The sequence below is a fragment of the Streptomyces albicerus genome (assembly GCF_008905045.1).
GTDB classification, from domain to species: Bacteria; Actinomycetota; Actinomycetes; order Streptomycetales; family Streptomycetaceae; genus Streptomyces; species Streptomyces albicerus.
The window spans coordinates 52,787-77,380 of sequence record NZ_VWMY01000004.1 but is presented as its reverse complement, the minus strand read 5'-3'; the positions used below and the strand labels follow the sequence as shown (position 1 = coordinate 77,380).

Here is a 24,594-nt window from a genome sequence, read left to right as displayed (position 1 = left end):
TAGCGGTGTCTGGAGTGATCAACAGGTGGCGACAATTCTTTACCGGATCGGACGGTGGGCCTTCCGGCGGCGCCGGCTCGTGGGTGGCCTGTGGCTGGGTGTCCTGGTGCTGGCCGTCGCCGCCGTCGCCATGGCGCCGGCCGGGGAGGAAGAGGACCTCTCCATGCCCGGCACCGAGTCGCAGAAGGCGTTCGACCTGCTGGACGAGCGCTTCCCCCAGAGCAACTCCCAGGGTGCCGAGGCCCGCTTGGTGTTCCAGGCCCCCGACGGGCAGCGGGTGACGGCCAGGGAGCACAAGGCGGCCGTCGAGGACACGCTCGGCTCGCTGGACGGGGGCGACCAGGTCGCGTCGACCACCGACCCCTATGAGACCGGCGCTGTCAGCGAGGACGGCACCATCGCCTACTCCACGGTCACGTACACCGCGGACGCCGTCGACCTGACCGAGCCGACGAAGAGCGCCCTCGAGAACGCCGCGAGCCAGGCCCGGAACGCGGGGCTGACCGTGGAGATCGGCGGCTCGGCCCTGGAATCGGAAGAGTCACCGGGCGGTACGACGGAGCTCATCGGCGTGGCGGTGGCGGCGGTGGTCCTTGTCATCGCCCTCGGGTCGCTGGTCGCGGCCGGATTGTCGCTGCTGACCGCCTTCGTGGGCGTGGCCATCGCCTTCGGCCTGGTCTCCGCGCTGGCCGTGCCGCTGGGCCTGACGTCCACCGTCGCCATCCTGGCGCTGATGCTGGGACTGGCGGTCGGCATCGACTACGCACTCTTCATCACCTCCCGCTTCCGCGACGAGCGCGCCCAGGGCCGCGAGCCGGAGGAGGCCGCCGGCCGGGCGGTGGGCACGGCCGGATCCGCCGTCGTCTTCGCCGGCGCGACCGTCATCATCGCCCTGGTCGGGCTGGGGGTCGTCGGAATCCCCGAACTCACCAAGATGGGCATGGGCGGCGCGGGCGCCGTGACCCTTGCCGTCCTCGTCGCACTGACTCTGGTCCCCGCGCTGTTCGGCTTCTTCGGCCGGCGGGTACTGTCCCGCCGTGTCCGCAAGGCCACCCGGCCGGGAAGCGAGCGCCCGCACCTGGTGCCCACCGCGGCCGGCCGGCCTGGGCTCGGCACCCGCTGGGCGCGGTTCGTGCTGCGCCGGCCGATGGGCGTGCTGCTGATCGCCGTACTCGGTCTCAGCGCCGTCGCCCTGCCGGCGCTGAGCCTCGAACTCGGGCTGCCCGGAGACGAGTCCAAGTCGGTGGAGACCACCCAGCGCCGTGCCTACGACCTGCTGTCAGAAGGCTTCGGCCCCGGCTTCAACGGCCCGTTGACCGTGGTCGTGGACACGTCGGAGTCCGCGGACACCCAGGCCGCCACGGACCAGGTCGTCAAGACCCTACGGGGACTGGACGGCGTCGCCTCGGTCGGTGATCCGGTCCTTAACCAGGCCAAGGACACGGCGGTCCTCACCGCCGTCCCGCAGACCGCGCCGAACAGCGGCGAGACCAAGGACCTGGTGCACGCGATCCGGGGCGCGGTCTCCGGCGTCGAGGCGGATACGGGCGCCGGCATCCTCGTCACCGGCAAAACCGCGCTGAACATCGACATTTCCGAAGCCATGTCCGACGCCCTCATCCCCTATCTGACCGTGGTCATCGGCCTGGCGGTGCTCCTGCTCACGGTGGTCTTCCGCTCGGTCCTTGTCCCGGTCAAGGCCGCGCTCGGATTCCTGCTGTCGGTGGGTGCCGCCTTCGGCGTCCTCGTCGCCGTCTTCCAGTGGGGCTGGGCGGCAGACCTGATCGGCATCGAGCAGACCGGACCGGTCATGTCGCTGATGCCGATTCTCATCATCGGAATAGTCTTCGGCCTCGCCATGGATTACGAGGTCTTCCTCCTCACCCGGATGCGGGAGGCCTACGTCCATGGCGCGTCCCCCGGCGAGGCAATCGTCAACGGTTTCCGGCACAGCGGACGTGTCGTGGCCGCGGCGGCGATCATCATGATCAGCGTGTTCGCCGGATTCATCGGGATGAGCAATCCGACCATCCAGACGATGGGCGTCGGCCTGGCCGCCGCCGTCCTCTTCGACGCCTTCGTGGTCCGGATGGCGATCGCACCCGCGGTCCTGGCACTGCTCGGCCACCGGGCCTGGTGGCTGCCTCGTATCCTGAATCGCGTGTTGCCGAATGTGGATATCGAGGGCGAGAAACTGAGCAGGCATGTCCCGGCCGCCGTGACCGTGCCGGACACAGCGGTGCCGCCGCTCCCCGTCGGCCGGCATCGGCACTGAGCCGGCCATGACGAACACGGGTGGCGGTGGCCCGCGACCACGCGGCACGTGGTGGCGGGAGGCAGCGATCACGGCGACGGCGTTTGCGCTCTGTCTGTTCGGCGGCGTGGTGCAGGTCAACGAGAAGCCGCTTTCTCCGCCGACCGCCACCGCCTACCTCATCGCCGTGGTGTCCTGTGCCGTGCTGCCGGTGCGGCACAGGACACCCCTGGCCGCCATCGCGGTCACGACCGTGTGCGGCATGCTGGTCGCGCCGTTGGGTCTCCTGCTGAGCCCGCTCATCGTGGCCCCCGCCGTGATCACAGCCTACTCACTCGCCGTGCGCACCGATCGGCGCGCGGCGAGCGCGGTGTTGCTCACCTCCACGGCGCTGCTGGTCGCCTCCACCCTCCCGTTCGGGACCAACTCGTGGGAGGACGCGAGCAGGCTGGGACTGGTGGCGGCGTTCCCGCTGGCGGCCGGCGTACTCGGTCACTCGGCGCAGAACCGACGCGCCTACCTGGCGGCCGTGGAGGAGCGGGCCCAGCGGGCCGAGGAGAGCCGGGACAGCGAGGCACGCCGGAGAGTGGCCGAGGAACGGGTACGCATCGCCCGGGAACTGCACGACCTGGTGGCCCATCAGATCACCCTGGCCAACGCACAGGCTACGGTCGCCGCCCACCTCTTCGACGCCCGCCCGGAGCAGACGCGCAAGAGCCTCAAGGAGCTCGTCGAGACCACCGGCGACGCGCTCGACGACCTGCGGGCCACGGTCGGTCTGCTGCGTCAGTCCGGGGACGCGGCTGAGCCAGTTGAACCGGCGCCCGGCCTTTCCCGGCTTCCCACGCTCCTGGAGTCCTTCCGCCGCGCGGGTCTGGAGGTGTCGGTGCACCAGGAGGGCACGGCCAGGCCATTGCCGCCGGGAGTGGACCTCACCGCCTACCGCATCGTCCAGGAGGCCCTGACCAACGTGACCAAGCACGCCGGTACCGGTAGCGCCCGGGTGCGCCTCGCCTGGAACCGCGATCGCGTGACCATCACCGTCTCCGACGACGGAGGGGGCGCCCGTACGGTGCCGACCGCATCCACGGGACCGAGTGCGTCAACGACGGTGGACCGTCCGCCCGGTTACGGTCTGATCGGGATGCGTGAACGTGCCACCGCGGTCGGGGGACACCTCTCTGCGGGCAGGCGCCCGGAGGGCGGCTTCGTCGTCTCCACCGAGCTGCCGCTCCCGCACACCAAGGACACGACACGGAGCACTGACGGAGCAACAACCACGGAGGAGGGGCGGATGGCCGACGGAGCGACAGGCGACGGACGGACGGGCGGGGGAGAGGCCGGTGATGCGCCGTGACGCTCCGGGTGCTGCTCGCCGACGATCAGGCCCTGCTGCGCGGTGCCTTCCGGATGCTTCTCGACAGCACCGACGACATCACCGTGGTCGGCGAGGCCGGCGACGGCAGGGAGGCGGTGAGACTCACCCGGGAGCTGCGCCCCGACGTGGTGATCATGGACATCCGTATGCCCGAGGTGGACGGTCTCACCGCCACGTCGGAGATCTGCGCGGACCCGGAACTGCGCGCCAGCCGCATCCTGATCCTCACCACGTACGAGACCGACGAGTACGTCGCTCAGGCGCTGCGCGCGGGGGCCGGCGGCTTCATCGGAAAGGGCATCGGGGCCGAGGACCTGGCGGACGCCGTGCGTACCATCGCCGACGGCGACACGCTTCTGTCCCCCGCCGCGACCCGCTCCTTGGTCACCCGTTTCCTGGCCACACCGGACAACGCCCCGCCGCACCACGCCGAACAGCTCGCCGTGCTCACCCCGCGCGAACGCGAGATGGTGGCCCTGGTCGCGACCGGCCTGTCCAACCAGGAGATCGCCGAGCAGATGTTCCTCAGCCCCTTCACCGTCCGCGCCCACGTGCAGCGCGCCATGACCAAGCTGGAGGCCCGCGACCGGGCACAACTCGTCGTCATCGCCTACCGGACGGGCCTGGCCCACGCCGCCCCCGACGGCGACACCGACCGCCTGTCGTAGTCCGCTACCGGGGGCCCTCCGGCGGCTCGACGCGACTGGCCGCGCACACCCCGCGGCTGCCCGGCGCGGAGACGTCGACATTTATGGACGTGGACTCGTCGCTCCCGACTACTGCACCTGGTTGCCGAGAAGCTCGGCCGACTGACGGACGATCACACGCTTGATACCGATCAGGACCCGGTAGCGCTCCCGAGCGGCGAACTCTGTCATTGTCCAGACTGCTGGGCGTCCTGCCTCCGCACACAGGTGCAGCACCCTTCCCTCGCCCACCCAGACCCCGAGGTGAGCGCCGTAGGCATCGTCGGTGGCATTGAACAGCAGCAGATCAAGAGGCCGGGCAAGGGAAACGCGGACGGTGGCCTGGGTGTCCGACCACAGGTCACTCGAACGCAACGCGGGCGGAGCCAAGCCGAAGTGCCGGAGCACCTCGTAGGCGAACAGCTGACAGTTCGCTCCAGCCGCCAAGCCAGGCCGACCGGTTACCGCCGACGACCCCGGAAATCGGCGGCCCACATAGGGAACGGCCCAGAAGGCGGCCGGCAGTTGGTTCAGTACCGGATCCATGGCCCTATCCTGCAGCGCCCGGGGAAGCACGCACGAGGTACCCTTGCCGGCCGGTACGGGGCGCTGGCCGCCGGAGCCCAGGTCTGATCTGTCATCGCAGGTCGAGCCGCATCAGGACCCGGGGATGACCGGCCAGCACCGAGGTGGTGTCGGCGGCGTGGGTGAACCCGGCGCGTTCGAAGTTCTTCCGGATCCCGGCGTACGCCATCGTCAGGTCGACCTTGGCGTCACCGTTGTCGAGGGGGTACGCCTCGATCATCGGTGCGCCGTAGCTGCGGGCGAACTCGACCGCGCCGGCGATGAGGGCGTGCGAGATCCCCCTCTTCCGATAACCGGGGCGTACGCGGATGCACCACAGCGACCAGACCGGCAGATCGTCGACGTGCGGGATCTTACGGTTGCGCGCGAAGGAGGTGGCCGAGCGCGGTGCCACGGCGGCCCAGCCGACCGGCTCGTCGCCGTCATAGGAGAGCACTCCTGGAGGGGGCTCCTTACGGCACAGTTCGGCGACGTACTCACCGCGGGCCGGCCCGCGAAGCTCATTGTTGAGCTTGGACGGGATCCGGTAGCTGAGGCACCAGCAGACGTTGGCCGCAGGCGACTTCGGGCCGAGCACGGCACGGACATCCTCGAAGACCGAAGCCGGGCGAACTTCGATGGTCATGACACCACGATGTCACGGCGTAGGTGGCGACGCTGCCGAACCTTCGGTGGCAGTTGCCCTGCCCTGCCCTGGTGGTGGGAGGAGCTCGCCACAACCGCGCCGGGAAAGTCGTTGGCGAGCCAGGTCACACCGTCGTACGGGCGATGGAGCAGCGCAGGGGAACCAGTACGTAGCCCCCGGTCGGGGGTTGATACTGGCGGGCTCACCTAATCAACTGTCGCCAGTTCCCGGTGGGGTTCAGCCTGCTGGTGACCGTGTGTGCTCTCCAGCGGCGCAGGCTGAGTCGTACGGGAAGTTCGCTGAGAAGCCCACGCGTCCGGAGCTGGAGCGGTTCTTCTACCTGGACCGAGAGCTGATCGGTAAGCGGCACGCCACCTCGCGGCCATCCCGATCTGGGTGAGGTCCTGACCGCTCCGATGACCGGCGAACCAGACCCCTACGCGGACATGCTCGACCGACGGACGCTCGACTGGGCGCTCGTGCACGGCGTGGACAACGCGGTCAACCCCGCGGGTACAGCGCTTCGGCGCGAAGCCGGCAGGGGCGGCGGCTATCGTCGGGACCGAGGGGGCCTCGTACGCCGTGGCCGTCTCCCCACCGAAGCCCGAAGGAGGTGGTCGGCCTGATCCGTTTCGGTACGTGCGACGAACTGACCGCTCGAAACGGTCGGCAGACGGTCGCGCGGTCGTGCCCCCTCCGTACCGTGTGCGCGGCCCCCGCTCCACCGGCATTGCCGTCCCCAGGGTCCTGCCGGGCTCACCAGTCCGCACATCAGCTCAGGAGACGACGCCCGTGAACTCCTTCTCACCAGGCTTTCAGGGACGCGGCCGCCGCATGACGGACCGGCTGCCGCCCGGACAGTACCCGACGGAGCAGTTCCCCGTGCTGTCGGCGGGTCCCACGCCGAACGTCCCCACCGAGACGTGGGCCTTCACCGTGACCACGGAAACCGGCGAGACACACAGCTGGACCTGGGACCGGATGATGGCCCTGCCGCAGCAGGAGACGCTCCACGACATCCACTGCGTGACACGGTGGTCGAAGTTCGACACGCGGTGGCGAGGGGTACCCCTGGACGCATTCTTCGAAGACGTCGAGACGACCGCGGACTACGTCGTCGTCCACAGCTACGGCGGCTACACCACGAACCTCCCACTGGAGGATCTCCTCGACGGCAAGGCATGGATCGCCCACACCTACGACGGCTACCCGCTGTCTCCCGAGCACGGCGGACCCGCCCGGCTGCTCGTGCCGCACCTGTACTTCTGGAAGTCCGCCAAATGGGTCCGCGGTCTGCAGCTCACGGACGAGGACGAGCCCGGCTTCTGGGAGGGCGTCGGGTATCACAACTATGGCGACCCGTGGCGCGAGCAGCGCAACTGGGGCGACTGAGTATGGCCATCGCCTGGCACAGGGCCCGACTCGCCGCGCGTCTCCCGCAGACCGCGACCGCCCGCTCCCTGGTCTTCACCGTGCCCGGCTGGCCCGGACACCTGCCCGGCCAGCATGTCGACGTACGCCTCACCGCCGACGACGGCTACCAGGCGGTGCGCAGCTACTCCCTGGCCGCACCGGCCGACGGCGACCGCATCGAACTGGGCGTGCAGACCGTGCCCGGCGGGGAGGTCTCGCCCTACCTCGCCGACGACCTGCCGTCGGGCGCCGACGTCGAGGTCCGGGGTCCGCTCGGCAACTGGTTCGTGTGGCGGCCCGAACAGACCGAGCCGGTGCTCCTCGTGGCCGGCGGATCGGGAGTCGTTCCCTTGGCGGCCATGATCCGAGCCCATCGCCGCGTACCCTCGAGCAACGCCTTCCACCTGCTGTACTCCGTGCGCACCCCCGACGACGTCTGGTACGGCGACGAGCTCGCCGCCCCGGACGGACACCTCGACGTGCGCATCGTCTACACACGACAGGCACCGTCCGGCAGCCCCCGTGGAGCCGGTCGTATCGCGGCTGCCGATCTCGCCGAGCCGGTCACCCGGCTCGGCGCGACCAGCCCGGCCTACGTCTGCGGCCCCACCGGATTCGTCGAGTCCGTCGCCAGCCTGCTCGTCGACATGGGGCGCGACCCCGCCACCATCCGTACCGAGCGCTTCGGATGACCGCCCACCTCACCGCACGGAGGCCCTTGTGGCAGACGACAACACCCACCTCGACGGCAACTGCCTCGCCGGTCCGCTCTCGGAAATCCTCTCGGTGGAAGCCACCACGGCCTGGTGGCGCTGTCCGGAGTGCGCGATGGCCGGCCCACTCGCCCAGTTGCAGGTCTACGGACCCGAGCCCGGCCTCACAGCTCGCTGCCCCGGCTGCGCCTACATCGCCCTGAGACTGGTCAAGGAGGGACGGCACATCTGGCTGACCATGGGCAGCAGCACCGGCGCGTTCCGTTTCACCGTGTGACACGCCCGCCCTTTCCGGTGCCGTGACGGCGGCCGGCCGTGAGGCCGCGTCGAGGTCGCGAAGAGCGCGTCCCGGCCCACTCCTCCCAGGTTTCGGGGGAATGCTTGGTGATCGTCGTACGTCGATGGCGAGCGGCCGACGTGCTGATGTTCATGGCGGTGGCCATACGTGCCAGGCTTCCGCCGGCCGCGGTGTAGGCGCGGATCAGACCGTCGCGGACGCCCTTCAGGCGGGGTGGGAGCCGGTCAAGGCCGCGCAGGGCCGCAACCCAGTCGCCTGGAGTTGGGGCCGGTGTGCCGGGGTCGCGGGAGTTGCGCCCAGTGCGGAGCATGCCCAGGGCCCACAGATAGCTGTCGAAGATCTCGGCCATGAGGGTGGCGTCCTGGCCCATGGCCTCGGTCTCCAGGGCGGTCAAGGTGATGGTGATCTCCAAACCACCGCTCTGCTCGTCGCCGGATCGGCAGGAAAGAGTCATCAGCCCCCCTGGGCACTATGGATGGATGCGAACCGTGCCTCATTGCCCTGATCCGTGTGTCAGCCCGCGGTGTTCTGTTCCGCCCGGCCCGTAGTGGCGCCATCGCAGCCTCATCCCGCGCGGCACTTCGATGCTCCCACCGCGAGCCCTCAAGCGCTCCCAGAAGACTCCTTCTCCAGAACGGCGAACTGGGCCTCGGGCAGCTTGGGAAGTTTCGGCGGTCCCGTGGAGGCGAGAGCATCCATCCTGCCCTCTCGGCATGCACGCCTCCAGCGTTCCACCGAGCGCTCACTGCGCCGCAGATCCCTCGCGATCACCACGGACTTCTCCCCGCGCACGAACCGCTCGCCGGCCTCGTACCGGTCGCAGGTATCAGTAGATCGAAGGGCGGCGCCACCCGCAGGGGCGGCGCCGCCGTGGTCGTTCATGGGTGGGTGTCGTCAATGAACTGCCGAAACCGGTATCCGAGTCGGCGGCATCCGCGGGTGCCCGACGAGCGGTCACCAGGGCGTAGGGCGATGTTCGGAGGTCGGGCTGCGGCCCCGTAGCCGGGGTCGACAGCCGCGCGAGCCGGGACGGACGTGGAGTGGGACGCCGGGGGACGTGTCAGTGCGGGGCGTCGACGAGCAGTGTGTCGATCTGCCCCATGGCCAGACGCATGCCTTCTTCCATGCCCATGGCCAACATCTTCTCGAGCTGCTCGGCGCTGGTGAACGTCGTGACCGTCGTCATGCGCGATCCGGTTCCGAGGCCCTCGATGGTCACGACGGCACGGGTCGGCTCCATGGTGGTGACAGGTTCGCCGTCATCGCCGGCGAAGCCGTCGTCGAACTCGAGCCGGTGCGGCGCTTCGATGGCGGTGATCGTCCACCACCCGCGTGCCTTCTCACCCTCCGGGCCGGTCATGAAGTAGCGGGACCTGCCCCCCACCACGAAGTCGTGCTGCTCGAAGGTGGCCGGCCACGTGGGCGGACCCCACCAGCGCTCCAACTGACGTGGGTCTTCCCACACCTGCCATACGCGCTCGGGGTCGGCGTCGAACTCGGCGACGAACGTCAGGGTCAACGCCTCACTGTCCTTGTGCGTACTGATCACAGTCACAGTTCTGCCTTCCCTTCTTGGTCTTCGGCCAGGATCTGTTCGATGCGTGCCACTCGATGCCGCCAGACCTCCTCGTACGCGTCGAGGAGACGGGCCGCCCGGCGGAGTGCCGCCATGTCGGGATGCACGATCTGCTCCCTTCCGCGCCTTCTCTTGGCAATGAGCGAAGCACGTTCGAGAACGGCCACATGCTTCTGCACCGCCGCGAAGCTCATGGGGTAGTGCTGTGCGAGCGCCGACACGGACTCCTCCTTGCGGATCACCCGGGCGATGATGTCGCGGCGGGTCGCGTCCGCCAGGGCGTGGAAGATGCTGTCGGCGTCTGCCTCACTCAGTTCTCCTACAACCATGTGGTTGTACGTTAGTCGCGGCTGGCCGCGGATGCAAGCACGTGCACCGCGTTACGGTCGCTGAGGATCCGGACGCACCATGTGTTTGCGGCTCTTCGGCAGTGGACGGGCGAGGTCGGGCTGGAGCCCCACCCGGACAAGACCAGGATGGTGTACTGCAAGGACAGCAGCCAGCGCGGCTCCCAAGGGTGCATCGCGTTCACGTTCCTCGGGTTCATCTTCCGGGTCCGTCAGGTGCGGTCGAAGTGTCTCTCGGTGCGAGCGGACGCTGGCGACATCCCGTCCGCCTCGTGCGTGTTCGCCCTGACCTGGCAGTAGTAGACGTCGCTCTGTTCGGCGAGCACGTCGAGCACGTCGAGTGCGCCGATCCGGTGATCCGGTGATCCGGCAGGCCGGGAAGGTCACGCCGCTCCCTCCCGGCAAGCACGTCACAGCCAGGTGGTTGCAGCGTCGAACCATCTGGTTGTACCGTCGAACCATGTCGGAAGATGGTGGAGCGGCGGATCCTGCCCTGCTGCAAGACGCGCTGCGGGGCTTCGTCCGTGCTTTCGGGCTGCACCAGCCGGAAAGCACCCCGTGTGGCCAGGCGATCCCGGTCTCCGAGGCGCACGCCCTCGGTGAGCTTGCGCAGGAGGGCGAACTGCGGCAGGTGGAACTGGCTCGCCGGCTGCGACTGCAGAAGAGCACCGTCAGTCGGCTCGTCGGGCAGCTGACCGCCCGCGGCTGGGTGGAACGCGCCCCGGCCCCCGACGACGGCCGTGGTGTCGTCCTGCGTCTCACGTCCTCAGGGCAGAAGGCTGCGCACAACCTCGCCGACGCGCGGCGGGAGAAGTTCTCCCGGCTGCTTGACGCGATCCCACCCCACGAGCGAGAGGGTGTACTGCACGCCCTCGGAGTGCTGACGGAGGCACTGGATGAATGACGGCAAGCGCCGACTGTTGACGGCGGGCATCGCCGCAGGAGGTGTCGGCGCGGCGCTGGCCGCCGTCCTGCTGATCGGCGGCCCGCCGCAGGACAGTGGTGACCGGCGGACCGACCGGCAAGAGGCGGTCGCCGAGCGCGGTCGGACCGTGATGCCCTTCGACCTCGAACAGACCACCCACCACTTCACCCCCACCCGGACGGGCGGGGTCCAGGATGTCGTCGCCGACCAGCCCGACGACGAGAAGCAGATCGACCTCATACGCACCCACCTCCAACAGGAAGCCGAAGCGTTCAGCCAGGGAGACTTCGGCGACCCTGCCCAGATACACGGCGACAGCATGCCGGGCCTGGCGGAACTGGAAGACGGCCACGAGCGCATCGAGGTGCGCTACCGGGAACGGCCCGACGGGGCCACTCTCACCTACGACACCGAAGAGCCCGCACTGGTCGACGCCCTGCACGACTGGTTCGAAGCCCAGCTCAGCGACCACGGCGACCACGCCGAAGCCGACCACTGACCAGCGAGTCGTGCACCGAAGGCCGGCCCATCACTGCGAACGTCACGCGGTCCGACATGGGGCCATCCGTCTCACGCGCCAACGGCCCGTGCCGTGACGCACGACAAGCTGACCATCCGTCACGAGAATTCCGCGCCAGGGCCTGTCCAGCAGTTCAGGTTTTGTGGCGCAGCCCAGCACGGCTCGATAGCATGTAACGTGTGACTAGCTTAAATGACCCTTACGAGTTGAGTGTGGGCGTGCCCTCCGTCGACGTGTTCCGCCGCTTGCGCACGGATGCCGGCCTCTCGGACAAAGCCCCCGAAGCGGTTGCGCTCGCCCTGCCCAACACATGGCACGGAGTGGTCCTCCAGCGCGAGGGGAACCCCATCGGCATGGGGCGAATCATCGGTGACGGTGGGACCGCGTTCCAGATCGTCGACATCTGCGTACACCCGACACACCAGGGGCGCGGCCTCGGCAAGCGCATCATGGCCGCGCTCACCGAGGAACTGGAGCGCCGGGCGCCCGCCGGCGCCTATATCTCACTGATCGCGGACGGCCCCGCACGCTTCCTCTACGAGAAGTTCGGCTTCGCCGACACCGCCACGCACGACTCGATCGGCATGTACCGCGTAATGGGCGTGAGCTCCGAGCCCAGCGGACCACGGGTGGAGCGGTAAGAGAGGTGCGATTCCCGCCGGCCCACTCGTCCTTCGCATGAACACCTCGGTGCAGTCCGCCCCACCACCATCCGGGGCACTGAAGATCTCAGGTGATCTGGTCCAGGGAGAGCGGATGGCTCTTGACCTTGCCCAAGGGGGAAAGCCGACAGTGTCTGTGGCAACCAAGCCGGCGAGCTGAGCGCGCTTGGCTCTGACCGAACCCGGATGCGAGGAACCTGCATTGGATGACGACGCTCTCCTGGCAGAGCAGATGGCCTATTACAGGGCGGGCGCGGCTGAATACGACCGGCCCTATGCGGAGCGCGAAGAGCTGCAGGAGTTGCTGGCTGTCGTCGATGACCTCCCGATCGTTGGAAACGTGCTGGAGTTGGCCTGCGGAACGGGTCAGTGGACGTCGAGACTCGCGGCGCGGGCGCAGTCGGTGACCGCTGTCGACGTGGCAGCCGAAGTGTTGACCCTCGCGCGTGCGCGCACCGCATCTCCCACTGTCCAGTTCGTTGAGGCCGACTTGTTCGAGTGGAAGTCTCCAGAGCGCTACGACACGGTGTTCTTCGCCTTCTGGCTCTCCCATGTCCCGCCGACGCGGTTGCCCGAGTTCTGGAACACCGTCGCCGACGCGCTCGCGCCGGGCGGTAAAGCGATCTTCATCGACGATGGCCCCGCGGCAGCCGCAAACGAGGAAGTCCTCGTGAACCAGCCCACCCCGGCGGCGCTGCGCCGGCTCGATGACGGCAGCCAGTACCGCATCGTGAAGGTGTTCCACGATGCCCGGACCCTCACGGACGATCTCACAGCGCTGGGGTGGTCGGTCAGCATCCGGCCCATGGCCGGGAACTTCATCGGCATTGCAGAACCGCCGACCACCCCTGGCTGAGAAGCCGCATTGGCAGCGGCCAGTTGGAATTCCCATGGACGGCCCGTTGCCATTTCATGCTGGGTAGTCGCCATGGTGCCTGGAGCGGCTGCAGTCGATGGGCCACGCGCTGCGAAATACCACACCTCGGTGGCGGGCCGCCCCACAGCTGACGGTCTGCTGTCGCTCGCCCGAGGTCGGCAGCCGGTTGTTCTGCGATGCTCGGGCGAGCAGACGTCGTCGAAGGCTCCGGCGGGAACGATCCAGTAAGTCTCGTTCCTGCGTTGCGGGTTCGCGCGGAGATGCCTCTACAACACGTTCTCGTCGGCCCGGTAGATCATGCTGCGGACCGGGGGCGAGTCCTTGGAGGTGCGCCGCATTGGCTGCGGCGGCATGCCCTTCGCAGGAGGCGGAGGCTGCGCGTATTTCGCGGTAGTGCCGATCGAATGCTGTGGGATCGGCGGGCGCCTCGTACAGGGCCATGAAGAGGACGGTCATCGGGCGGCCGTTCGGTGACGAGTGAGGACGGCGGCGCCGACCTGTTCCGCCGACAGGCACTCCAACTCCGCGTGAGGGCCGCCGGCGGGGAAGAGCCGGTCGCCGGTGCCGAGGACGGCAGGGAAGGTCAGCAGCCGGTACTCGTCGATCAGGTTCTCGGCCATGAGCTACGCGGGCAAGGAACAGGCCGTACTCGCTTCTGCCCCGGTACCACAACGGGACCGGCGGCATCTCCAGGACCGCGTCGTCGGCCAGCAGCCGCACCAGTGCGGGCACGTCGGCTGCCTCGAACACCCGCACGTACCGCTGGACCACCGCCCTCACCTCGGGATCGTCCGGCTCGCAGACCGCATCGAGAGCACCCACACCTGCGACGGCGGCACGTGCGCGTTACAACGTGCTGTTGACCGCCGCGACCGTGGTCCCCAGCTGCTCGGCGACCTCGGCCGCGGTGAACTCCAGCACGTCCCGCAGCACCAGCACGGCGCGCTGCCGCGCCGGAACGACCTGCACCGCCGCCACCCACGCCAGGCGCAGGTCGGCCCGCGCCTGCACGTCGAACCGCGCGTCGGGAAACGGCTCCATCCAGGGGACGTCGAGTGCCGGCGCAAGCGGGGCCTCAGGATCGTCACTCGGCGCGCCCAGCCCGGACGGCAGCGGCCGCCGACCACGCCCCTCCAGCGCGGTCAGGCACGCGTTGGTCGCGATCCGGTACAGCCATGTCCGCACCGACGCGCGCGCCGGGTCGTACCGATCCCGGGCCTTCCAGGCACGCAGCAACGTCTCTTGAACCACGTCCTCGGCCTCGTGGAACGAGCCCAACATCCGGTAGCAGAACGCCAGCAGCTCACCCCGGTACGGCTCGAAATCCACGGGCTCATCATGCCGTACGCCCGTCTCGGCCTGCCCAAGAAGGTGGTTGGGGCGGATCCGACGGGCTGCGTACAGCCGCTTCCAACCGCTTCCTGGGCCGTTCCGGTTGTGTTCCTCGCCCCGGACATGGAAGAGCGGCGAGGGCCGGTCACGATCGCCGGCAGCGATCTCCTCAGCGGTCGATCCGGCCAGATCGGTGACCGCAGCCAGCTCCCCTCCGGTAGGGCGCAGTTGCGCTACGCTCTCGGCCCTCCGCCCGAACCAGGTGGGGGGAGGAGACGGAGGACAGGGGGCGCGATGCGAGCCGGTACGGGATTGCAGTCGCTGATACCGCTGCTGGTCTGCGGGATCATGGCGGCAGCCGCGGGCTGCGGAGGTTCGACCGACGACCAGGGCGGCGAGTCACTGGAGTTGGAGAGAAAGTGGCACGGCAGGATCAGCGACGCAGTCAGCGCGAAGCCCGACAACTGCCGGGCGGGCGTGGGCAGTGCCTGCGAGACCCATGCGGCGGCCGTGCACGCGATCACGGAGCAGCTGCACAAGGAGGTGGAGGCCCGTCCCGACAAGGAGCGCTACCAGGCGACGCTGGATGGCACCACTGCTATCAACGAGTACTACGACCAGTACTTCAGCCAGTTGTGCGCCACCGTGCCTGAGACCACCCTCGACGCTGCCACGACCCAGAAGTTCTCGACCTGCTCCGGCCTCTACACCTCGATCATCACGGGTGCGGGCGACCTCCAGGAGAATCTGCGCCCGTCCGAGGAGTCCGAGGCGGGCTGAGGCCCGGGCCTGAATGCTCACCTCGCACAGCCATTACGGGCGTTGACGAACCGGCGATACCCAGTCGGCACGAGGATTCACGGACATCGGCAATCTGCCGGCCGGTCGGCCGGACAGGGCATCGCGGCGACCGCCGGCTTCGGTGTCCGGTACGAGGGCCCAGGCCTCCTGCCCGCGTGGCCGGCAGGGTCCGCTGCCGCACTCTGCGAAGGTGTCCCGGGGCTGCCGCAGGGGCATGTCGCGGCAAGGTGATCGGCCTTGCCCGCGGGCATCCCTGATGAACACCTATGACGATTCGCGTACCACGAGTTCGGTAGGGAGAACGACGTGCTGACGCGGCTCCTCGGGATTGCCGATCTCCTCCAGAAGGATATGGGCGATCCTGTTGCCGATCTCCTCGACGGGCTGACGCACGCTGGTGAGGGGCGGGTTGGTGTGCCGGGCGATGATGGAGTCGTCGAATCCGACCACGGCCACGTCGTCGGGGACGCTGCGCCCCTGCCTGCGCAGCTCCGCCAGCGCTCCTGCCGCCATGACGTCCGAGGCGACGAACACGGCGTCGAGCGCGGGGACTTGTTCAAGGAGTGAACGCATCGCGGCCTCGCCGCCCTCCTCGGTGAAGTCGGCCGAGGCCACGAGTTGTTCCGTGGCTTCGTGGCCCGCTTTCTCGAGGGTCTCCCGCCAGCCCTGGAGCCGGCTGCGTGCTACGTCCATGTCGAGGGGACCGCTGATGGTGGCGATGGTCCGCCGCCCCTGTGCAAGCAGGTGGCTGACAGCCGTGGCGGCTCCGCCCGCGTTGTCGGAGTGCACATGGCTGAGCGACTCGGCGGGGGAGCGGCGCCCGGCGAGCACCGTGGGCAGTCCCATGTCCTCCAGCAGCCCGGGCAGTGGGTCGTGCTCGTGCACCGAGACCAGCAGCACCCCGTCGACACGCCGCTCCGCCACCGACTGGGTGAGCTGGTCCCGCTCGGCCTGGTCGCGTACGAGCACCAGTTGGAGCTGTGTGCGGGTCTCCGCGAGGGCGGTGCTGACCCCGCGGATGACCGCCGAGAAGTAGGGCTCGGAGCCCAGCTTGCTCTCCGACTCGGGGATCACCAGGGCCACGGAGTTCGTCCGGCTCGTGACGAGCCCCCGGGCAACCGAGTTCGGTACGTAGTTCAGCTCGGCGATGGCGGCGAGCACGGCGGCCCTGGCCTTCTCACTGACGAGCTCCGAGCCGTTGATGACTCGTGAAACCGTGGTGCGTCCGACACCGGCGCGCGCGGCCACGGTCTTGATGGTCGGACGTTGCCTGCCCCCCATGACGCCTCCCTCGCTAGCGCGGTGCCCCGACGGCTTTCACCTGCGCATTGTGCCAGACCCGGGAAGAGCGCCCGAAGGGTCCGAACGCAGAGGCAGGAGATCTTCCGGAAACTAAGTGGATTCAACTTCTTGACAGACGCCTTTCGCGGCGGCCAGGCTTCGGGCTCCTGGGTGGGTACGTTCCCATCGCCGTTTGGGAACGTACCCACCGGACATATCGTGCCTGCGGAGCGGTCCGTGGGGCTCGAACTCCGGTGCGTCAGCGCCGCCGCTAGGAGGACGAAATGGACAAGGTCCGAAGGAAGTTGCGTACGAGGGTCGTGGCCGCCGTGTCGGCTGCGTCGGCGCTCGGCCTGGTCGTGGGCTGCGGGGGCAGCAGTGACGGGGGGACCGGTGGCGGGAAGAAGGACGGCAAGGTCACCATCACCATGGGCCTGTTCGGCGTCATGGGCTTCAAGGAGACCGGGCTGCTCGACAAGTACATGAAGGAACACCCGAACGTCACCATCAAGGCGGACGTCGCGGGCGACGAGCAGACCTACTACACCGCCCTGCAGACCCACCTGGCCGCCGGCAGCGGGCTGAAGGACATCCAGGGCATAGAGATTGGTCGGGCCAAGGAGTTGTCCGACACGCAGAAGGACAAGTTCGTCGATCTGGCCGGCGCGGCCGGGACGGACCACTTCCTTCCCTGGAAGCAGAGCCAGGTCACCGCCGCGGACAAGAAGGTCATCGGCCTCGGCACGGACATCGGCCCGATGGCGGTCTGCTACCGCAAGGACCTGTTCGAGCAGGCCGGCCTGCCCACCGACCGCGACGAGGTCGCCAAGCTGTGGGAGGGCGACTGGTCGAAGTACGTCGCCGCGGGCAAGCGGTTCAAGGCGAAGTCGAAGGACGACAAGGTCGCCTTCATGGACAGCTCCAGCGGGCTGTTCAACGCCATGATCTACGGCAACTCCCAGCAGTTCTACGACAAGAAGGGTGAGCTGATCTACGCCACCAACCCTGTCGTGAAGGACGCGTGGAAGCTGGCCTCCGAGGCGGCCACGTCCGATCTGACCGCGAAGCTCCGCCAGTTCCAGCCCGGTTGGGACCCCGGTCTGGCCAACAGCACCTTCGCCAGCACGGTCTGCCCGGCGTGGATGCTCGCGCACATCAGCGAGAAGGCGGGCCCGAAGAACAAGGGCAAGTGGGACGTCGCCAAGGCGCCCAAGGGTGCCAACTGGGGCGGATCGTTCCTCGGAGTGATGGAGAAGAGCCCCGTCAAGAAGGAGGCGCAGGAGCTCGTCGCCTGGCTCACCGCCCCCGAGCAGCAGGCCTACCTCTTCAAGGAGATCGGCAACTTCCCCTCGTCGCAGACCGCGTTGGAGATGCCCGAAGTGGTCGATGCCGAGTCGGACTACTTCGGCGGCGCGCCGATCGGGAAGATCTTCGGCGCCGCGGCCCAGGAGATCCCCGACGAGCAGGTGCTCGGCCGCAAGGACGGCACCATCAAGGACATCTTCTCGCAGGGTCTGACCTTGATCGAGGCGCAGAACAAGAGCCCGAACGAGGCATGGAAGACCACGGACAAGCGCATCGAGAAGGCCGCCGGCTGACCTCGGGGCCCGTTTGCCCACCCACCTCCGCAGACGCCCGGCGCCCCACGCACGGCCCGTGTGGGCCGCCGGGCCCCTGCCCGCCTCCTCACCCTCCAGGAAGGACGCCTTCCGGTGGCCATCTCCGCCTCGACACCCCCAGACGGTGCGCCCGGCACCGCCCCGCCGGCCGGGACTGGTACGGAGCGTCAGCGGCGCCGTACGCTGCTGCACCGTCTCGACGTCCGCGGCGCCCCGTACGCCTTCGTCGCCCCGTTCTTCATCGTCTTCGCCGCCTTCAGCTTCTACCCGCTCATCTACACCTCGTGGATCTCCCTGCACCGCGTCGAACTGTCGACCCTGAACCTCATGGAGTGGGTCGGCTTCGACAACTACACGGCCCTGTGGGACGACGAACGCTTCTGGAACGCGCTGCTCAACACGTTCACCATCGGCGTCCTGTCGACCGTGCCCCAGCTGCTGATGGCACTCGGGCTGGCTCATCTGCTCAACTACCAGCTGCGCGGCTCGACGTTCTTCCGTGTCGCCGCCCTGACGCCCTACGCCACGTCGGTGGGTGCCGCAGCCCTCGTGTTCACGATGCTCTTCGAACGCGACTTCGGCATGATCAACTGGATGTTGAGCCTGGTCGGCGTCGACAACATCGATTGGGAGAACAACAAGTGGGCCGCGCAGACGGCCATTTCCACGATCGTCATCTGGCGCTGGACCGGCTACAACGCCCTGCTCTATCTCGCGGCGATGCAGGCGATCCCGCGCGACCGCTACGAGGCCGCGGCCATCGACGGCGCCTCGCGGTGGCAGCAGTTCCTGAAGGTCACCGTCCCCGGCATCCGCTCCACCATCGTGTTCACCATCGTCCTGTCCACGATCGGCGCCACCCAGCTCTTCGGTGAGCCCCTGATCTTCGGCCAGGGCCCGAACGGCATCACCGGGGGAGCGGACAACCAGTACCAGACGCTGGGACTGCTGCTGTACGAGGAGGGCTGGAAGAACTACCAGATGGGCCGGGCCGCCACGGTCGCCTGGGCGATGTTCCTGGTGCTCATTCTCGTGTTCGTCGTCCAACGAATCGTCAAGCGCGTCCTTGCGCGCAGGGCCTGACCGGGAGATTCCCATGACCACAGAAAGCATCCCGGTCCAGGCGGCGGACGCGCGCCCCGGGGGCGCGAAGAAGGCCCGGAAGGACACCCCCTCCGGCGGACGGCGCCCCAGGCTGTTCCGGCACCCGGGTGCCGGACGCCAGCACCACGCAGGTCCCGTCGCCTACATCCTCCTGGGAATCGCGGCCCTGTTCTCGCTCTTCCCGCTCTACTGGACGATGGTGGCGGCGTCGACCGACAACACGCGCGTCACCCAGACACCTCCGCCGTTCCTGCCCGGACCCCACCTGCTGGAGAACCTCGGCAAGGCCTGGCAGGACGCCGCGCTGGGCAAGGCCATGCTCAACAGCCTGATCGTGGCCGGCGTGATCGCCCTGTCCACGGTGCTGTTCGCCACCCTCGCCGGCTTCGCGTTCGCCAAACTCCGCTTCAAGGGCCGCAACATCCTGCTCATGCTCGTGATCGGCACGATGATGGTGCCGCCCCAACTCGGCGTCGTACCGCTGTTCATGATGATGACGGAACTGGGCTGGGGCCAGAAGCTGCCCGCCGTCATCTTCCCCACGCTCGTCAGCGCCGTCGGTGTGTTCTTCATGCGGCAGTACCTGTCCGAGGCGCTGCCCGACGAACTCGTCGAGGCCGGACGGGTGGACGGTGCGCACTCCCTGCGCATCTTCTGGAGCATCGTGCTGCCGATCGCCCGGCCCCCCATGGCCGTACTCTTCATGATCACGTTCGTGCACGCCTGGAACGACTTCTTCTGGCCCTTCATCGTGCTCGACATGACCAATCCGACGGTCCCCGTCGCCCTCACCCAGCTCAGCGCGGGATACGTACGCGACCAGTCGCTGATCATGGCAGGTGCCCTGCTCGGCACGCTGCCCCTGCTCGCCCTGTTCGTCGTCTTCGGCCGTCAGATCGTCGGCGGGATCATGCAGGGCGCGGTCAAGGGATGAGCGCCCCGCCGTCCCCCCGCTGTCGCGGCCCTTCGACGCCCCCCCCCACCCCGCTTCGCCCCTCCCGCCCCGCAGTACATCTGGAAGGACCCACGTGACCACCGTTACCCGAAGTGTCGCGCCCGCCCCGGAAATCACCACCGCCCTCCGATTCCCGCAGGGATTCACCTGGGGCACGGCGACCGCCGCGTACCAGATCGAGGGTGCCGCCGCCGCGGACGGACGCACCCCTTCGATCTGGGACACCTACTCGCACACACCCGGCAGGGTGCGCAACGGCGACACCGGTGACGTGGCCACCGACCACTACCACCGCTGGCGCGAGGACGTCGCGATCATGGCCGACCTCGGCGTGAGCGCCTACCGGTTCTCCCTGTCGTGGCCGCGGGTGCAGCCGACCGGCCGCGGCCCGGCCGTCGAGAAGGGACTCGACTTCTACCGCGCCCTGACCGACGCACTGCTGGAGAAGGGCATCGAACCGGTCGTCACCCTCTACCACTGGGACCTGCCGCAGGAACTGGAGGACGCGGGCGGCTGGCCGGAGCGCGTCACCACCGACCGGTTCGCCGACTACGCGGCCCTGGCGGCCCGTGCGCTGGGCGACCGGGTGAAGACCTGGACCACCCTCAACGAGCCCTGGTGCAGCGCCTTCCTCGGATACGGCTCGGGTGTCCACGCGCCCGGGCGCACCGACTCTGTCGCCGCCCTGCGCGCGGCGCACCACCTCAACCTCGCCCACGGCAAGGCCGTTCAGGCGCTGCGCGCCGAACTGCCCTCCCGCGCACGGACGTCCATCACGCTCAACATCCACCACGTCCGAGCGCTGACCGAGGCCGCCGAGGACCTGGACGCGGCCCGCCGGATCGACGCGCTGGCCAACCGTGTCTTCACCGGTCCTCTGCTGGAGGGCCAGTACCCGCAGGATCTCCTCCAGGACACGGCCGGCCTGACCGACTGGTCCTTCGTACGGGACGGCGACACCGCCACGATCCACCAGCCGCTGGACTTCCTGGGCGTCAACTACTACACACCCACCCTCGTTTCCGCCGCCACCGACGAGGCCGGCCACGGCTCCGACGGCCACGGGATGAGCGAACACAGCCCCTGGCCGGGCGCCGACAACGTCGCCTTCCACCGCCCTCCGGGCAGCACCACCGCGATGGGCTGGGCCGTCGACCCCAGCGGCCTGTACGACCTGCTGATGCGACTCAAGGCAGACTTCCCCACGATGCCGCTGATGATCACCGAGAACGGCGCCGCGTTCGACGACTACGTCAACCCGGAGGGCGAGGTGGCCGACCCGGAACGCATCGCCTACCTCCACGGCCACCTGTCGGCCGTACAACGGGCGATCGTGGCCGGCGCCGACGTACGGGGCTACTTCCTGTGGTCCCTGCTGGACAACTTCGAGTGGGGCTACGGCTACAGCAAGCGCTTCGGTGCCGTCTACGTCGACTACCCGACCGGCAGGCGCATCCCCAAGGCCAGCGCACGGTGGTACGCCGACGTGGCCCGCACCGGCACCCTGCCGGACGGGGGCGGCGAGAACCGGTGACCTCGCGTGTGACGCGCAGCACCACCGGACCGTGCTCCGCCGCGGTATCGGCGAAGCACGGTCCGGTGGTGCTGCAGCTGAGCACGGCAGGTGTCCAGCGGCAATGCCGCGCCTCTGTTCGTGATGGTGATCCGGTCATGCGGCGGTGTGCGCAGTCCGCAGCACTGACTCGGTCGGGGTCAGAAGCCCGCAACGGACTGCCTCGTCGATGGCGCGCGAACGTGCCGGGCCCTCAGCTGCGGATCCACGTCAGGCATCGGCAGCCACCGCGGCAAGGAGCCGGGCGAGTTCGATCGGCTTGCTGACCATCGGCCAGTGACCGGAGTCGATGTCGACGAAGTCGACGTGCTTGGCCTTGGCGAGCTCGGGTACATCACCGGCGCTGATCCACTCCTGAGCCTGGGCCGGGGTGAATTCGGGGCACACGAGCACGACAGGGACGTCGAACCGGCGCTCGTCCGCCAGACGCACCAGGCCCTTGGCCACACCTTCGGGGACGGGAATCGCAGCAGACGCGAAGCTGCGCCTGGCCTCCTCATCGAGGTCAGCAGAGTCTGGCCCCTCGAATGGGCCCCAGCCGGGGAAGGGCATGACGCCGTCCTGCAGCTCGAAAAGGTCGGCGTAGAGCTCTCCGTCAGCGGATGGGAAGCCGCCGATGAGGGCGACCTTGGCCACCTTGTCCGGTCGCGCGTCGGCCGCCAGCCAAGCGAGGCCGCAGGCGGCGGAATGCCCGACCACCATGGGTTTTTCGGACGCTGAGTCTATGGCGGCGAGCACCGCCGCCACCTCGTCGTCGAGCGTGGCGGACGCAGCTCCGTCACCCTGACCGGGGAGGGTGAGCGGCACGGGGCGGTGGCCGAGTGCCTTGAGCGTCGGCACGACAGCGTCCCACGCGGATCCGTCGAGCCACAGGCCGGCAATGAGCAGGATGTCCACGGTCAGTTCTCTTTCTCCAGTGCGGTCAGATCACGTTCGGCACAGAGCCGGTGTTCCCATGCCTCGTTGAGGACGATGCTGAGACATTCCTTGAAGGGGGAGTTCTCCATCCAGGGCCGGCCGGGCTCGGTGTGAGTCACATCAGAGGCGAGTTGCTCGTCGCTGAGTGACTCCATGACGTGGCGGGCCATCGCCTGGCGTTGGCGTAGGACCGTGAGCACCTCGTCGAGCGAGGATCGTGCCTCGCGGTCCCGCGGGATACCGTCCCGCCCGGGCGCCTCATCCCACGGCAGGTCCACCTGCTGCCACGGCGAGGTGTCGCCGCCGAGGAGCATCAAGGCCACGCAGGCAGTGCTGGCGAAGTTGACCTGTCGCAGGGTTGGATGAAGGACCACTCGTCGTCATGGACATCACCGTACGACCAGTTCCGGACAATCTACTTCCGGCTTATCCCGTGACACCTACTCGACACCTACTCTGCTCGTGTGCCGACCGATCTCAGCCCCACCGCACGAGCTCTGCGCACCCTCGAGATCCTCCAGACCCGCCCAGGAGCGACGGCCGACGAACTCGCCGCGTGCCTGGGTGTCACGGAGCGGGCCGCGCGCCGGTACGTCGCGATCCTCCGAGAGGCGGACATCCCCGTCGAGTCAATCCGGGGTCCCCACGGCGGATACCGGCTCGGGCGCGGGACGCGGCTGCCGCCGGTCGTCTTCACGGAGCCCGAGGCACTTGGTCTGGTCATGGCAGTGCTCGACGGCCAGCCGGCAGCCGCCGACGTCGGCGACCTCGTTGGTTCTGCCCTGGGCAAGGTCATCCGGGCACTGCCCGAGAGCATCGGCCGACAGGCAGCGGCGCTGCGAGAGCACGCGTCAGCTGCGCCCGACCGGCAATCGGCCCGTCCCGATCCCCTCACCACCAGCGCCCTCGTCGCTTCCGTCGCGGCCCGACGTCGCGTCCTGGTCACGTACCGGAGCGAGTCCGGCAACGAATGGGAGGCCGAGGTGGACCCCTGGGCGGTCGTCGTCCGCCACGGGCGCTGGTACCTCCTGTGTCACTCCCATCGCGCGGACGCGATCCGCACCTACCGGATCGACCGGGTCAGCGCCGTGCAGCAGACCGCCCACGGGTTCGAGCCGCCCGACGGCCTCGACCCGGTGGCAGCAGTGGAAGAGAACCTGGGCACTGGGTGGGAGTTCCCCACCCACGTCGTGTTCGACGCTCCACTGGCTGAGGTGGCCCCGTGGATCCGGCCACCCATGGGACGGCTCGAACCATCGGAAAACGGATGCGTGCTCGTAGGCAGCACAAGAAATCCGGCGATGTACGCGCAAGAGTGGCTGGCGAGCGTGCCGTTCGCATTCCGCGTCGAGGGCGGTCAAGAACTCCGTGCTGCGGTCGCGACGCTCGCTGCGCGTTTCGCTGCCGCCGTGGTGGACCAGCCCTGACAGCGATATCGAAGCACTTGGCCGACTCAAGCACAGAGGAGGAAGCGCGTCGGGTTTCTCAGTTGCTGTGGATCTGCGGCGCTGTAACGATCCGGGCATGATTACTCCTGGCCCGATAGTCCCCGACGGCGGCGGCTACCGTCATTCGTACGAGATCGCCGCTCCTGCACGCCTGGTCCACGTCTCCGGGCAGATTCCGGTGGCTCCGGACGGCTCCCTCCCAGAGGGGTTGGGAACTGGTGCCGATTTACTGAGCGGGAGTGACCTTTGGTGAGTGTGTGTGAGTGCCGGAGGCGGATGCGGTTGGCTGGCGCCCGGGACCTGGGCCGGGTTGGTCCCCTCTGGCAAGGGGTATGTTCTCGGTTTTCGTTCTTCGGGAGGGGAACGGGAGTTTGTGGGTCGAATGGGTGACTTTTGTGGCTGGTGCTCATTGAGTGCCCTGACGGGATTTTCGGCCGGGCGGCGGTGAACGGGTGGGCAGGTTAAGGGAGTTGGCGGCATCGTTCGTGGTGGCCGGGCCCGCCGGGGTGGCCATCCGGGACCGGCTGCGGGTGAGCGAGGCGGATGCGGCCGTGCTCGCCGAGGTCGGCGTGGTTCTCGGTTCGCTGGCCGCCGGGGATCTCGCGGAACGCTCCCGGCTGGGGCTGATGCATGATGCCGCCGGGTGGGCGGTGCGCAAGCGGGAGCTGACGGTGAAGCCGTCGGCGCGCTGGGCGGGCAGTATC

At 68.7% G+C, this 24,594-nt stretch carries 26 protein-coding genes and 3 pseudogenes; 17 read left to right on the top strand and 12 right to left on the bottom strand.

The features are described from left to right. The first annotated feature begins 25 nt into the window (after window positions 1-25). From GAS53_RS04455 to GAS53_RS04445, 3 genes are read left to right on the top strand one after another with little or no spacing between them, the layout of a single operon-like run. Window positions 26-2,275, top strand: coding sequence for an MMPL family transporter (locus tag GAS53_RS04455; RefSeq protein WP_151476088.1), 2,250 nt, complete (start codon window positions 26-28; stop codon window positions 2,273-2,275). Between the two features lie 7 nt (window positions 2,276-2,282). Then, window positions 2,283-3,611, top strand: coding sequence for a sensor histidine kinase (locus tag GAS53_RS04450; RefSeq protein WP_151476087.1), 1,329 nt, complete (start codon window positions 2,283-2,285; stop codon window positions 3,609-3,611). After that, window positions 3,608-4,300 (top strand): response regulator transcription factor, encoded by a 693-nt coding sequence (locus tag GAS53_RS04445; RefSeq protein WP_151476086.1) that lies wholly within the window; start codon window positions 3,608-3,610, stop codon window positions 4,298-4,300. Before GAS53_RS04450 ends, GAS53_RS04445 begins: the two co-directional genes overlap by 4 nt. Before the next feature lie 108 nt (window positions 4,301-4,408). Here GAS53_RS04445 and GAS53_RS04440 read toward each other — a convergent pair whose 3' ends face one another. Further along, a complete protein-coding gene (locus GAS53_RS04440) occupies window positions 4,409-4,864 on the bottom strand; it encodes an NlpC/P60 family protein (protein ID WP_151476085.1) in 456 nt (151 codons plus the stop codon). A gap of 91 nt (window positions 4,865-4,955) precedes the next feature. Then, window positions 4,956-5,528 (bottom strand): GNAT family N-acetyltransferase, encoded by a 573-nt coding sequence (locus GAS53_RS04435; RefSeq protein WP_151476084.1) that lies wholly within the window; start codon window positions 5,526-5,528, stop codon window positions 4,956-4,958. An 834-nt stretch (window positions 5,529-6,362) separates the two neighbouring features. On the opposite strand from GAS53_RS04435, the gene GAS53_RS04430 reads away from it, so the two are divergent. From GAS53_RS04430 to GAS53_RS04420, 3 genes are read left to right on the top strand one after another with little or no spacing between them, the layout of a single operon-like run. After that, window positions 6,363-6,920 carry a sulfite oxidase-like oxidoreductase gene (locus GAS53_RS04430; protein WP_151476083.1) on the top strand — a complete coding sequence of 186 codons (558 nt, stop codon included), beginning with the start codon at window positions 6,363-6,365 and terminating at the stop codon, window positions 6,918-6,920. Between the two features lie 2 nt (window positions 6,921-6,922). Continuing rightward, complete coding sequence (locus tag GAS53_RS04425) at window positions 6,923-7,633, top strand: FAD-binding oxidoreductase (protein WP_151476082.1); 711 nt, start codon at window positions 6,923-6,925, stop codon at window positions 7,631-7,633. Between the two features lie 28 nt (window positions 7,634-7,661). After that, entirely contained in the window at window positions 7,662-7,931 is a 270-nt protein-coding gene (locus tag GAS53_RS04420; protein ID WP_151476081.1) for a DUF6510 family protein, read from the top strand. On the opposite strand, the gene GAS53_RS04415 is transcribed toward GAS53_RS04420, so the two are convergent. The 4 genes and pseudogenes from GAS53_RS04415 to GAS53_RS04405 form a co-directional block, all read right to left on the bottom strand. After that, window positions 7,921-8,406 carry a hypothetical protein gene (locus tag GAS53_RS04415; protein WP_151476080.1) on the bottom strand — a complete coding sequence of 162 codons (486 nt, stop codon included), beginning with the start codon at window positions 8,404-8,406 and terminating at the stop codon, window positions 7,921-7,923. The two genes, GAS53_RS04420 and GAS53_RS04415, sit on opposite strands and share 11 nt — an antisense overlap. 167 nt (window positions 8,407-8,573) lie before the next feature. Further along, window positions 8,574-8,768: pseudogene (locus GAS53_RS58765) on the bottom strand (helix-turn-helix domain-containing protein); the annotation flags it as partial. A 244-nt stretch (window positions 8,769-9,012) separates the two neighbouring features. Further along, a complete protein-coding gene (locus GAS53_RS04410) occupies window positions 9,013-9,507 on the bottom strand; it encodes an SRPBCC family protein (RefSeq protein ID WP_151476079.1) in 495 nt (164 codons plus the stop codon). Beyond that, window positions 9,504-9,857, bottom strand: a complete 354-nt coding sequence (locus GAS53_RS04405) for an ArsR/SmtB family transcription factor (protein WP_151476078.1) — start codon at window positions 9,855-9,857, stop codon at window positions 9,504-9,506. Before GAS53_RS04405 ends, GAS53_RS04410 begins: the two co-directional genes overlap by 4 nt. A gap of 478 nt (window positions 9,858-10,335) precedes the next feature. Between GAS53_RS04405 and GAS53_RS04395 the strand changes: the two genes are divergently transcribed. The 4 genes from GAS53_RS04395 (at window position 10,336) to GAS53_RS04380 (ending at window position 12,838) form a co-directional block, all read left to right on the top strand. Next, the gene (locus GAS53_RS04395) at window positions 10,336-10,779 is read left to right on the top strand and encodes a MarR family winged helix-turn-helix transcriptional regulator (RefSeq protein WP_151476076.1); all 444 of its coding nucleotides are present in this window, start codon (window positions 10,336-10,338) and stop codon (window positions 10,777-10,779) included. Beyond that, complete coding sequence (locus GAS53_RS04390; protein ID WP_151476075.1) at window positions 10,772-11,299, top strand: aspartate carbamoyltransferase; 528 nt, start codon at window positions 10,772-10,774, stop codon at window positions 11,297-11,299. The genes GAS53_RS04395 and GAS53_RS04390 overlap by 8 nt, the downstream gene beginning before the upstream one ends. Window positions 11,300-11,499: 200 nt before the next feature. Next, window positions 11,500-11,961 (top strand): GNAT family N-acetyltransferase, encoded by a 462-nt coding sequence (locus tag GAS53_RS04385; protein ID WP_151476074.1) that lies wholly within the window; start codon window positions 11,500-11,502, stop codon window positions 11,959-11,961. A 223-nt stretch (window positions 11,962-12,184) separates the two neighbouring features. Next, the gene (locus GAS53_RS04380; protein ID WP_151476073.1) at window positions 12,185-12,838 is read left to right on the top strand and encodes a class I SAM-dependent methyltransferase; all 654 of its coding nucleotides are present in this window, start codon (window positions 12,185-12,187) and stop codon (window positions 12,836-12,838) included. A 473-nt stretch (window positions 12,839-13,311) separates the two neighbouring features. Here GAS53_RS04380 and GAS53_RS04375 read toward each other — a convergent pair whose 3' ends face one another. The 3 genes and pseudogenes from GAS53_RS04375 to GAS53_RS04370 all read right to left on the bottom strand — a co-directional run bounded on the left by GAS53_RS04375 (window position 13,312) and on the right by GAS53_RS04370 (window position 14,188). Then, complete coding sequence (locus GAS53_RS04375) at window positions 13,312-13,479, bottom strand: dihydrofolate reductase family protein (protein ID WP_151476072.1); 168 nt, start codon at window positions 13,477-13,479, stop codon at window positions 13,312-13,314. Window positions 13,480-13,513: 34 nt separating this feature from the next. Continuing rightward, window positions 13,514-13,579, bottom strand: a pseudogene (locus GAS53_RS58235) (hypothetical protein); the annotation flags it as partial. Between the two features lie 126 nt (window positions 13,580-13,705). Then, window positions 13,706-14,188: a sigma-70 family RNA polymerase sigma factor gene (locus GAS53_RS04370; protein WP_404829172.1), complete on the bottom strand. Its 483-nt coding sequence runs from the start codon at window positions 14,186-14,188 to the stop codon at window positions 13,706-13,708. Window positions 14,189-14,485: 297 nt separating this feature from the next. Here GAS53_RS04370 and GAS53_RS54995 point away from each other — a divergent pair, with 297 nt between their 5' ends. After that, window positions 14,486-14,971, top strand: a complete 486-nt coding sequence (locus GAS53_RS54995; RefSeq protein WP_192582963.1) for a hypothetical protein — start codon at window positions 14,486-14,488, stop codon at window positions 14,969-14,971. A gap of 285 nt (window positions 14,972-15,256) precedes the next feature. Here GAS53_RS54995 and GAS53_RS04365 read toward each other — a convergent pair whose 3' ends face one another. Beyond that, window positions 15,257-16,273: a LacI family DNA-binding transcriptional regulator gene (locus GAS53_RS04365; protein ID WP_151476071.1), complete on the bottom strand. Its 1,017-nt coding sequence runs from the start codon at window positions 16,271-16,273 to the stop codon at window positions 15,257-15,259. Between the two features lie 284 nt (window positions 16,274-16,557). On the opposite strand from GAS53_RS04365, the gene GAS53_RS04360 reads away from it, so the two are divergent. From GAS53_RS04360 to GAS53_RS04345, 4 genes are all read left to right on the top strand, one after another. Beyond that, entirely contained in the window at window positions 16,558-17,871 is a 1,314-nt protein-coding gene (locus tag GAS53_RS04360) for an extracellular solute-binding protein (protein ID WP_151476070.1), read from the top strand. Window positions 17,872-17,985: 114 nt separating this feature from the next. After that, window positions 17,986-18,975, top strand: a complete 990-nt coding sequence (locus GAS53_RS04355) for a carbohydrate ABC transporter permease (RefSeq protein ID WP_151476069.1) — start codon at window positions 17,986-17,988, stop codon at window positions 18,973-18,975. A 13-nt stretch (window positions 18,976-18,988) separates the two neighbouring features. Further along, the gene (locus GAS53_RS04350; RefSeq protein ID WP_151476068.1) at window positions 18,989-19,930 is read left to right on the top strand and encodes a carbohydrate ABC transporter permease; all 942 of its coding nucleotides are present in this window, start codon (window positions 18,989-18,991) and stop codon (window positions 19,928-19,930) included. A 94-nt stretch (window positions 19,931-20,024) separates the two neighbouring features. Then, entirely contained in the window at window positions 20,025-21,485 is a 1,461-nt protein-coding gene (locus GAS53_RS04345) for a GH1 family beta-glucosidase (protein WP_192582949.1), read from the top strand. Window positions 21,486-21,734: 249 nt separating this feature from the next. On the opposite strand, the gene GAS53_RS04340 is transcribed toward GAS53_RS04345, so the two are convergent. Both GAS53_RS04340 and GAS53_RS04335 read right to left on the bottom strand, forming a co-directional pair. Beyond that, complete coding sequence (locus GAS53_RS04340; RefSeq protein WP_151476067.1) at window positions 21,735-22,421, bottom strand: alpha/beta fold hydrolase; 687 nt, start codon at window positions 22,419-22,421, stop codon at window positions 21,735-21,737. Between the two features lie 2 nt (window positions 22,422-22,423). After that, the gene (locus GAS53_RS04335) at window positions 22,424-22,756 is read right to left on the bottom strand and encodes a DinB family protein (protein ID WP_151476206.1); all 333 of its coding nucleotides are present in this window, start codon (window positions 22,754-22,756) and stop codon (window positions 22,424-22,426) included. A 150-nt stretch (window positions 22,757-22,906) separates the two neighbouring features. On the opposite strand from GAS53_RS04335, the gene GAS53_RS04330 reads away from it, so the two are divergent. Both GAS53_RS04330 and GAS53_RS56035 read left to right on the top strand, forming a co-directional pair. Continuing rightward, window positions 22,907-23,869 (top strand): helix-turn-helix transcriptional regulator, encoded by a 963-nt coding sequence (locus tag GAS53_RS04330; RefSeq protein WP_151476066.1) that lies wholly within the window; start codon window positions 22,907-22,909, stop codon window positions 23,867-23,869. A gap of 491 nt (window positions 23,870-24,360) precedes the next feature. Then, window positions 24,361-24,594, top strand: a pseudogene (locus GAS53_RS56035) (IS200/IS605 family accessory protein TnpB-related protein); the annotation flags it as partial.